9 protein-coding genes are annotated in these 9,398 nt (G+C 63.3%); 6 read left to right on the top strand and 3 right to left on the bottom strand.

The window, feature by feature from the left end; genetic code table 11:
- Window positions 1–132: 132 nt before the first annotated feature.
- Window positions 133–291, bottom strand: a complete 159-nt coding sequence (locus VHD36_10585; GenBank protein ID HVU87758.1) for a hypothetical protein — start codon at window positions 289–291, stop codon at window positions 133–135.
- Window positions 292–648: 357 nt separating this feature from the next.
- On the opposite strand from VHD36_10585, the gene rpsU reads away from it, so the two are divergent.
- Window positions 649–846, top strand: coding sequence for a 30S ribosomal protein S21 (gene rpsU, locus VHD36_10580; GenBank protein HVU87757.1), 198 nt, complete (start codon window positions 649–651; stop codon window positions 844–846).
- 314 nt (window positions 847–1,160) lie between these two features.
- Here the strand turns inward: rpsU and nadC are convergent, their stop codons facing one another.
- Together nadC and VHD36_10570 are read right to left on the bottom strand one after the other, a co-directional pair.
- Entirely contained in the window at window positions 1,161–2,069 is a 909-nt protein-coding gene (gene nadC, locus VHD36_10575; GenBank protein ID HVU87756.1) for a carboxylating nicotinate-nucleotide diphosphorylase, read from the bottom strand.
- 19 nt (window positions 2,070–2,088) lie between these two features.
- Complete coding sequence (locus VHD36_10570) at window positions 2,089–2,832, bottom strand: GTP-binding protein (protein HVU87755.1); 744 nt, start codon at window positions 2,830–2,832, stop codon at window positions 2,089–2,091.
- A 175-nt stretch (window positions 2,833–3,007) separates the two neighbouring features.
- On the opposite strand from VHD36_10570, the gene VHD36_10565 reads away from it, so the two are divergent.
- The 5 genes from VHD36_10565 (at window position 3,008) to tsaE (ending at window position 9,388) form a co-directional block, all read left to right on the top strand.
- On the top strand, window positions 3,008–4,651 hold the full coding sequence (locus VHD36_10565; GenBank protein ID HVU87754.1) for a methylmalonyl-CoA mutase family protein: 1,644 nt from the start codon (window positions 3,008–3,010) through the stop codon (window positions 4,649–4,651).
- 189 nt (window positions 4,652–4,840) lie between these two features.
- Window positions 4,841–5,989 carry an agenet domain-containing protein gene (locus VHD36_10560; protein HVU87753.1) on the top strand — a complete coding sequence of 383 codons (1,149 nt, stop codon included), beginning with the start codon at window positions 4,841–4,843 and terminating at the stop codon, window positions 5,987–5,989.
- Window positions 5,990–6,457: 468 nt separating this feature from the next.
- On the top strand, window positions 6,458–7,804 hold the full coding sequence (locus VHD36_10555) for a trypsin-like peptidase domain-containing protein (GenBank protein HVU87752.1): 1,347 nt from the start codon (window positions 6,458–6,460) through the stop codon (window positions 7,802–7,804).
- A 173-nt stretch (window positions 7,805–7,977) separates the two neighbouring features.
- Window positions 7,978–8,889, top strand: coding sequence for a thiamine-phosphate kinase (locus VHD36_10550; protein ID HVU87751.1), 912 nt, complete (start codon window positions 7,978–7,980; stop codon window positions 8,887–8,889).
- A gap of 13 nt (window positions 8,890–8,902) precedes the next feature.
- On the top strand, window positions 8,903–9,388 hold the full coding sequence (tsaE, locus tag VHD36_10545; GenBank protein HVU87750.1) for a tRNA (adenosine(37)-N6)-threonylcarbamoyltransferase complex ATPase subunit type 1 TsaE: 486 nt from the start codon (window positions 8,903–8,905) through the stop codon (window positions 9,386–9,388).
- The last annotated feature ends 10 nt before the right edge of the window (window positions 9,389–9,398 follow it).

Below are 9,398 nucleotides of genomic sequence, written 5' to 3'. Positions count from 1 at the left end.
CAACGGGCTGCGACATCGCAGGGATGCGATGGCAAAATATCGACGTAAGTCGTTATTTTGCGAGCCGTGCGAAGCTTTGCTTCGCACTTGGCGAGGTTGAAAAAAGCCACGAGGGCTTTTTTCAACAGGCTGCTAGGCGGCCTTTTTCAGGGCCGGCAGGTCGGACGCACACTCGGCCAAAAGCGCCGCCAGTCGCTCCTCGAGCAATGCCAGGGCGTCCAGGACTTCGTCCTGGCGCGATTCAATCTCGCGAATCGAGTCCGTGGCTGGTTCCTGCTCGTCGGTCGACACGGTCGGAGGCTCCTCAGGGCGTTGGTAACTCCGAGAGAGAGCATCGGCGTGCCCTGAGCATTTATCGACCCACATCCTCCGCGTCCGGCCCGGAAGAGTTTCCAGCCTGGAGAATATTGGGGCTTTGGCCGATCATTGACGGCGATACTCGCCTGCGGAGAGGCAGCTCCGGGAGGCCATGTCGTCCGCCCAGCGGCCACCGAAAGAAACTGTCAAATCACATTTACAGCAACCTGCTCCATCAGATACACTTACCGGTTCGCCCCGCGGTGTTCCGTGGGGCTCGGCAGGGCATCGCGGTTGTGTCGGCCGAAGGCGTTGGGAGATTTGCGTCGATTCCAAATTAAAGGAGGATGTGTGGTCAAGCTGAACGTACGCGATCGCGAAAGCATTCAAGAAGCGGTACGCCGCTTTCGCAAATTAGTCGAGCGCAGCGGCATCAAGAAAGAAATGCGCCGCAAAGAATACTACGAGAAGCCCAGCGAAACGCGCCGCCGCGCACGCCTGCGTGCCGAGCGCCGTACGCGCCGCAATCTGCTCGGTCCTACCGCTTAGTGAGGGCGCTGGCCCAGGGACCAACGGCCAGAGATTCATTCTCTGTGCGTGTCACGCGTAGGCGCCTCGAAAGTTGCGCCGCAGAAAACGAAAATGGCGCAGCAGGGTCCCCTCAAGCTCCCAGCTATCCCCGCTGCGCCGCGGACCAGTGCCCTCCCCAGAGCACGGGCTCATTGGAACTTTAGGTCGACCCCTTGACCTGTCAAACGTGCCGGTCCAAGGCGCGCCAACAACGCGAAATCGTCGCCTTGGGAATGTGCATATCAATCGTGGCAATTGGCGGATCGCTTGCGCCGATCTCTTGAAGCAAGCGATTAAGACCAATCGAGCCCGATGTCCAGCCACGGCGCCGAATGGGTTAAGGCGCCGACACTGATCCTGTCGACGCCGGTCGCCGCGATGGCCGCAATTGTGCCCAGCCTAACGCCACCCGATGCTTCCAGCTGCACGCCCGAGGCGACGCGGTTGCGGCGCTTAACGGCCTCGGAAAGCTCGTCGAGCGACATGTTGTCCAACAGCACGACATCCGGCTCGCGCGGCAAGACTTCATCCAACTGCGCGAGCGAATCGACTTCGATTTCGATGGGGATGTGCGCGCCAGGCGCCAGGCTGGCGACCACCTGGCGGCACCGATCGATGGCGGCCGCGGGAGAATAGTTTCCGCCCGTGGCACCGAAGGCGAGGTGATTGTCCTTAATCAAGATGCCGTCGTACAATCCGCGCCGATAACTGTGGCCGCCGCCAGCGCGCACGGCGTACTTGTCGAGAAGGCGATAGCCAGGCTCGGTTTTACGAGTGTCGTAGACGCGGGCTTTCGTTCCAGCTACCGCTGCGACAAAGGCACTCGTAAGCGTCGCGATGCCTGAGAGCCGGCCAAGCAAGTTCAGCGCCGTGCGTTCGGCCGTGAGCAGGTTGCGGGCCGAACCACTGATGGCCGCGATCGTCGCGCCCGCTTCGATCGTGTCTCCATCGGAAACGAGCGCCTGCCACTCGAGCTGCGGATCGTATTCGGCCAAGGCCAGCTGCGCGGCCGGAATACCGGCAACCACGCCCCGTTGTCGCGAACGCACCAGTGCCCTGGCCTGCGCCGCCTCGGGCACCAGCGCCACCGTCGTCCAGTCGTAGAGCCGGCCCAGATCTTCGCGAATCGCCAGTCGCACCAGTTGCCGGCAATCCTCAATGAGCGATTCGTCCCACGCTACTTCGCCAAACTCGGCACCCACAAGTAAGCACTCCGCTGGATCATTTTTTCGCGGCTGATATCGGCTGCGTCACGATCGCCTGCCACAGTTCCGGCACGCCTTGGCCCGTCGCGGCAGTGACATTCAAAACCGGCACGCGCTTCGACGTCGGCGACAACGATAACGCCGACTGCAATTGATGGGCCACGCGATCCGCCCCGGGAAGATCAGACTTGTTCACAACCACCATGTCGGCGACTTCGATCAGGCCCGCCTTTTCCCATTGAACTTCATCACCGGTATTAGGCGTGACCAGCAGTACGAGCGTATCAACAACGGCACGCGCCGCGATTTGATCCTGCCCCACACCGACCGTTTCGATCAAGATGACATCGAAGCCGAAGTCGGCCAGCCAATCGCGCGCAGCGCGCGTGGCCGCCGAAATACCGCCAGCGGCGCCGCGCGTGGAGAGACTGCGAAAATAGACGCCTTCGTCAGCCGGATCGAAGCGCACGCGAATCCGGTCGCCCAAAAGCGCGCCGCCAGTAACAGGGCTTTGCGGATCGCAGGCCAATACGGCGACCGAAAGCCCCAGACTGCGCAAATGTACAACCAGCGCGCCCACGAGCGTGCTTTTGCCCGCCCCGCCGCTGCCGGTGAGCCCAACAACGCGCGGACAAGGCTTCGTAGCGACTGGCGCAGGCCGCGGCGGCGCCTGGCCCAGCTCGGCCAGCGTCAGAATCTCCGCTAGCGCGCGCCGATCGCGCTGGCTAAATCGTTCGATCAACTTCACCGGGTCAGTCATTGTGTGCGATGATATCGGGCCTGCCGCGGGCGAACAACGGTCATGGCCGTGAGCGCCCACGCTCAATCGTGTCTTTCGACGGCTGGGCGCCTGGGGTAAACTTGAGACAGGTGCGATCGGCCTCGTTTCGGCCGGCGCCCATCCCGCGCACTTCCCCGTCACAGGCGTACGACGCATGGCGATTGACGCGAAGCTTACGGCCCGCGAGGCCTGGCAAGAAGCGCTCTCCGCGGCCACTGAACGCGACACGAGCCTGACCACGATCAGTGGCGAGCAGATCGATCCGCTGTACGTGCCCGAGGATACTTCGGAAGCCTACGAGCGCGACATCGGCTACCCGGGACAGTACCCATTCACCCGCGGTATCCACGCTAACCAGTATCGTGGCCGGCTGTGGACGATGCGGCAGTTCGCCGGCTTCGGTACGCCGGAAGAGACGAATGCCCGCTTTAAGTTCCTGTTGGAGAAAGGGCAAACTGGGCTAAGCACGGCGTTTGACCTGCCCACGCTCATGGGTCTCGACAGCGATCACCCCAATTCTCTGGGTGAAGTGGGCCGGCTCGGAGTGGCGGTCGACACGCTCGACGACATGGAGCGACTGTTCGCCGGCATCAACCTGGGCGACGTGTCGGTCTCGATGACCATCAACGCGCCGGCTTGCATCGTGCTCTCGTTCTACCTGGCCACCGCGCGCCGACAGGGAGTCGATTGGAAACGCTTGCGCGGCACGCTGCAAAACGACATCCTCAAAGAGTACCACGCTCAGAACGAATTTGTTTTCCCGCCGCGCGAGAGCGTGCGGCTGGTGACCGACACCATCGAGTTCTGCACGCGCGAAGTTCCACAATTCAATCCGGTTTCGATTTCCGGCTATCATATTCGCGAGGCGGGCAGCACGGCGGCCGAAGAGTTGGCTTTCACGCTGGCCGACGGCTTCCATTACGTCGAGCAGGGGATCGAGCGCGGCCTGGCGGTCGACGATTTCGCCCCGCGACTGTCGTTCTTCTTCAACTCGCACAGCGATTTCTTCGAAGAGATCGCCAAGTTCCGCGCTGCGCGCCGCATTTGGGCCAGGCATCTGCGCGAGCGCTACGGCGCCCGCGAGCCGCGCAGCTGGATCTTGCGTTTCCATGCGCAAACGTCCGGCGTCAGCCTGCAGGCACAACAACCGGAAGTGAACGTCATCCGCGTGGCATACCAGGCGCTGGCCGCGGTGCTCGGGGGCTGCCAGTCGCTGCACACAAACAGCCGCGATGAGACCTTGTCGCTACCGACGGAAGAGGCCGTGACGATCGCGCTGCGCACCCAGCAGGTCCTGGCCTTCGAGACCGGCGTGGTGAACTCCGTCGATCCCTTGGGTGGTAGCTACCAGGTCGAAGCGATGACTGATCGCATGGAGGCCGAGGCCGAAGCGATCTTTGCCGAGATCGCGCGAGCCGGGGGCGTCATCCGCGCCATTGAAGGTGGTTACTTCCGCCGCCGCATTGCCGATAGCGCCTTCCGCTTCCAGAGTGAAGTCGACGCCAGCCGTAAGCTGATCGTCGGCGTCAACGCCTTTGTCGAGCCCGACGCCGTGACGATTCCCACGCTCGAAATCGACTACGAGATCGAGCGCCGCCAAAAGGCGAACCTGGCCGGGATCAAAGCCACGCGCGACAGCGCGGCAGTGAACGATGCCCTGGCCCGTGTCCGCCGTACCGCCGCGACGAACGAAAACATCATGCCGGCGCTGCTGCACGCGGCCGAGCAACACGTCACGCTGGGCGAGATCGTGATCGCCCTGGCCGATGTCTTCGGCCGCTACCAGCCGGGCGTGTGATTCAAAGCTGGCATCGTCCTGTCTTCGGTAGCCGTCCTCTGTGATCCGTGAGGTGGAATCTCCGCCGCGCAGTTCGGGGTCACAGATCCTGGCTACAGGCGGACTTTCTGGTTCGTCGGCCCTCCCGAGACGCGTGCTAGAGTTCCTGAAGGGTTTTCATTCCAGGAATCTCTTGCCGAGAGCAGGGCCATGCGTCGTGCCATTTGCTGTTTCGTACTGGTAGTGATCGCTACCTCGTATGGCGCCACGCGCGTTCGCGCGGACGATGGCGAGGATGAAGTCGATTGGAATCCCGACCGGACCCACGTCTTCTGCGTGGGCCTCTTGCAGTGGGAGCGCGAGGATATCTATGCCTCGTTCCCCGCGTGCATGGTCGACCGCCGCGACGAGCAGCTCGTCGCGCGCTTCCGTGAAGCGGGGGTGCCCGATGACCAGATTACGTACCTGCAGGACGCCCAGGCAACGAAGGCTGCCATTCAAGAAGCGTTCAAGCGCACCCTCGACGAAACCGACGAGGGAGACCTGCTCATCTTCTATTTCTGTGGGCACGGCAGCCGCGATCCAGACTCGAACAAAACGTGGTTCGCCAATTATGACGCGGGCGACGCGTATTCGAGCGCTTGGGGCGTTCACGAAATCATCGACACGATCGAAGCTCGTTTCGGCGGCGACCGCGTGCTGCTCTTGGCCGATTGCTGTCACTCGGGCGCCTTGTACGACGAGGTCCGTTCGCGCCGCGAAACCGACATCGCTTACGCCGTCTTCACTTCGTCGTATGCCCACAACACGTCGACGGGTAATTGGACGTACAGCGATTGCCTGTTGGCGGCTCTGGATGGTGACCCGCGCGTCGACCTTGACGGCAATGGCACCGTCAATCTGCAGGAGTTGGCGCATTACGGCGAACTAGAGCTGGCCTTCGTCGAAGGGCAGAAATCGATGTTTCTCGCGACCAAGGAATTTCCCCGCCGCACACGCATCGCAACGACCGATGGGGAAGTGACCCCGCGCGTCGGGCTGCGGATCGAAGTCGAATTCAACGACCGCTGGTACAGAGCCGAATCGATCGACGCCGACGGCGACCAGCTCGAGGTGCATTACGTTCATGCCGACGACGCGACCGACGAATGGGTCGGGCCGGAACGGGTGCGTCCGTACCATCCGGCGCAATTCGCTGAAGGAGACGCGGTCGAGGTGAAATGGGAAACCGACGGCGAGTGGTATCCGGCTCGGGTGCTGCGCGCCTGGTATGGTCTGCACATGGTGCGCTACGATGGTTTCGACCAGGACTCGGACGAATGGGTTGGGCCCCAGTCGATCCGCTTGCGCACCGAGTAATCGCGATGCTAGTAGCACTGCGCGACAGCACGGCCAGCCACTGCACCGGTGATCGCCGCGACTTGTGAGTCCGCGCAAACTTTGCGGGCCCAACGCCGACGGCACCTCGGCGATGCCTCCGTACGCTGTCACGGTTTTGGGTGATGCCACGCCCGGAGCGAACTTCGTGAGTTTGCTCGACTAGGTAGTTTGTACCGATCTCGGGTCTCGCATCTGAAGCGATGTTAGCGGTCGTTCCGATTTAGCTCCCATAGGTTGTGCCGCCGAGCCCGCGGCCAGCCTGGCGGATCCCCCTTCACGAGGGGCCGACCGCCCGCGAGCGACCAGTGAGCCGTGAGCTTGTGGGAAAGCGATCCCGTTCGCGCCCGCGAGCAAGCGCCCAACGCACGAGTGAGACATCCCGCGCGGTATCGCGGCCCCGCCCCAGTGGCCCGCACGCCCTGACATCTGACCCACGATCGACTTTCCATGCCGAATCGACTCTCTCGTAGCCGTGCGGGTGTGCGCTGGGCATCGGCCGGCCTGGCCATCACGCTGCTCGCCGGCTGCCTTTGTTCGACCCACGCCGCCGAGCTGCGCCGCACACCCATCGTGGCCGCCGTCGACCGGGCCAAGGGCGCGATCGTCAACATTCACGGCGAAAAATCGGTTCCCGTCGACGATGCTCACGCGGGACAGCCCGAGAACTTGCGCCGCGTCAACGGCATGGGTACGGGCGTTGTCGTCGATCCGCGGGGCTACATTATCACGAACCATCACGTCGTCGACAACGTTCCCCGCATCAACGTCACGCTCTCCGACGAATCGACGTACGTGGCGAAGCTGATCTCGTATGATGTCGCCACCGACCTGGCTATCATTCACGTCGACGCCGGACATCCCCTGCCCGTCATTCCCATTGGCACCTCGGATGACCTGATGCTAGGCGAGACCGTGATTGCCGTGGGCAACGCCTACGGATACTCGCACACCGTTACGCAAGGGATCATCAGCGCCTTGCACCGCTCGGTGCAAGTCAGCGACATGCAAGGCTACGACGATCTGATCCAGACCGATGCAGCGATCAATCCGGGCAACTCCGGCGGGCCGCTCTTGAATATCGACGGCGATATGATCGGCGTGAACGTGGCCGTGCGAGCCGGCGCCCAGTTGATCGGCTTCGCCATTCCCGTCGATAGCGTGCTCGTGATCGCGGCCGATCTGTTGAGCTCGCGCCGCATCGGCCAGACCTGGCACGGCATCACAGGCAAGCCTCAGGACGGCGGGCTGCTCGTCACCGAGATCGATGAAGACAGCCCGGCGGCAAGCACAGGGCTGAAAGTGGGCGACGTGATCACCGCCGTCGACGATCAGCAAGTCGCGCGAGCCGTCGATCTCGAACGGGCCATGCTCGGCCACCAGGCAGGCGAGGACGTCAAGCTCTCGGTCCAGCACGAGAAGCGCTCCACGTCGCTGAAGCTCATACTGGCCAACGTCCCCGACCGCCACAAAGCAACCGACGCCACTTGGGAGCTGGTTGGTCTGAAACTCACGCCCATGCCTCAAGCTCAATTCAATCGCCTGGGCACGCGTTACCGGGGCGGTTTGACGGTCACAGCGGTTCGGCCTGATAGCCCTGCAGCCCGGCAGGGAATTCGCCGAGGCGACGTGCTCGTGGGCATGCACCGATGGGAGACGACCAACATGAACCACGTCGCCTACGTGCTGGGCCGACCGGAATTTGCGAAGCTCGAGCCTATCAAATTCTTCATCGTGCGCGGCCACGAGACGCTGTCCGGTCAATTGACCGTCGCCCAGCGCCGCGATCGTCCGTAATCGAGGGATCTCCCTCAGCGCAGCGTCTACGGCGACCCTCGATCGGATATTGCCACGGCCGGGTCTTGGCCTCGGCCCCACTTGGTTCCCTGCCGGGGCCACCAGATAATGGTTCCATGCTCCTGCGCGGTGCAGGAGTTGCTGCGGGTTTCTGCTGCGTCGCGCTCGCTCTCATGGAATCGGAATTCATCGCCTGGCTGCGCGAGCGGTTGCCGGCCCATCGCCGATTGGGTGTCGGGATCGGCGACGATGCCGCGCTGGTCCGCCTGGCGCAGGGGAGCGAAATTCTGGTCTCGGTCGACGCACTTTCCGAAGGGGTCGATTTTCGGCTCTCCGATGTCGCACCACAGCGCATCGGGCGCAAGGCACTGGCCGTTAACCTCAGTGATATGGCCGCCATGGCGGCGCGTCCTTTGGCGGCGGTGGTCAGCGTCGTACTGCCGCGCGAGGGCGGGCTGCAGTTGGCCCAGCAACTGGCCGAGGGGATGCTGCCGTTGGCCGAGAAGTTCGACGTCGCCTTCGCCGGCGGCGACACCAACACCTGGGACCAGGGCCTCGTCATCAGCATCACCATCTTCGGCGAGCCCACGGGGCGTGGGCCTTTGCGGCGCAGCGGCGCACGGCCTGGAGATATAATCCTCGTCACCGGAGCGTTCGGCGGAAGTATCCTCGGGCGCCAATTCGATTTCGAGCCGCGCGTCGCCGAGGCGATGGCCCTGCACGAGCGTTATGAATTGCACGCGGGAATCGACGTCAGCGACGGCCTGTCGCTTGATCTGTCTCGACTGGCGCGCGAGAGCGGTTGCGGCGCCGTGTTGTTTCCGGATCGGATTCCCATCGCGCCAGCGGCCAGCGAATTGAGCCGCCGCGATGGTGTTTCGCCCGTTGAGCATGCCTTAAGAGACGGCGAGGATTTCGAGTTGGTGTTAGCCGTTCCGCCAGACGCCGCGCGACAGATGCTGGCCGAGCAGCCGTTAGCAGTGCCGCTTTCGGCCATCGGCGAATTCGTGGCCGAGCCCGGCCTGTGGCAGGTCGATCCCCAAGGCAAGCGCGCGCCGCTCGCGCCCCGTGGTTTTGAGCATTGAAGGACTGTTTGCAATGAAAGAATTCGTCTTCGATGCGCGCGACGAGGCTGCGACGGCGGCACTGGGACGAGCGCTCGCACAATTGCTGCCCGCGGGCACGACGGTGGCCTTGGACGGTCCGCTGGGAGCCGGTAAGACGCGGTTGGTCCAGGCGATGGCCGCGGCCGTCGGCGTCGAACCTGGTACGGCGGTGAGTCCGACGTTCGTGCTCGTGCAGGAATACCACGGCACGCGCGACGTTATACACATCGACGCTTATCGTATCCGCGACGAAGACGAATTCCTCTCTTTGGGCGTCGAGGAGTATTTCGAATCCGAAGCCTTGGTGCTGATCGAATGGGCCGAGCGGGTGGCCGCCTGCCTGCCGCGCGAACGACTGCACGTCGAGATTGCCGAAACCGGCGACGCGTCGCGCCGGTTCACAATCTCGGCCACCGGGCAACAGCTTGGCGCTGTCGTGGATGCGTTGGCGGCAGAGGCTGGTGCGCTGACGAACTAAGAGGCATGCT

The sequence above is a fragment of the Pirellulales bacterium genome (assembly GCA_035546535.1).
Taxonomy (GTDB): domain Bacteria; phylum Planctomycetota; class Planctomycetia; order Pirellulales; family JACPPG01; genus JACPPG01.
This window is presented reverse-complemented; position numbering and strand designations above follow the sequence as displayed.

Bases quoted from the DNA above. Each gene is read 5' to 3' on its own strand.
- VHD36_10565 (HVU87754.1), top strand. From the start codon at position 3,008: ATGGCGATTGACGCGAAGCTTACGGCCCGCGAGGCCTGGCAAGAAGCG.
- VHD36_10570 (HVU87755.1), bottom strand. From the start codon at position 2,832: ATGACTGACCCGGTGAAGTTGATCGAACGATTTAGCCAGCGCGATCGG.
- VHD36_10560 (HVU87753.1), top strand. From the start codon at position 4,841: ATGCGTCGTGCCATTTGCTGTTTCGTACTGGTAGTGATCGCTACCTCG.
- tsaE (HVU87750.1), top strand. From the start codon at position 8,903: ATGAAAGAATTCGTCTTCGATGCGCGCGACGAGGCTGCGACGGCGGCA.
- VHD36_10555 (HVU87752.1), top strand. From the start codon at position 6,458: ATGCCGAATCGACTCTCTCGTAGCCGTGCGGGTGTGCGCTGGGCATCG.
- VHD36_10550 (HVU87751.1), top strand. From the start codon at position 7,978: ATGGAATCGGAATTCATCGCCTGGCTGCGCGAGCGGTTGCCGGCCCAT.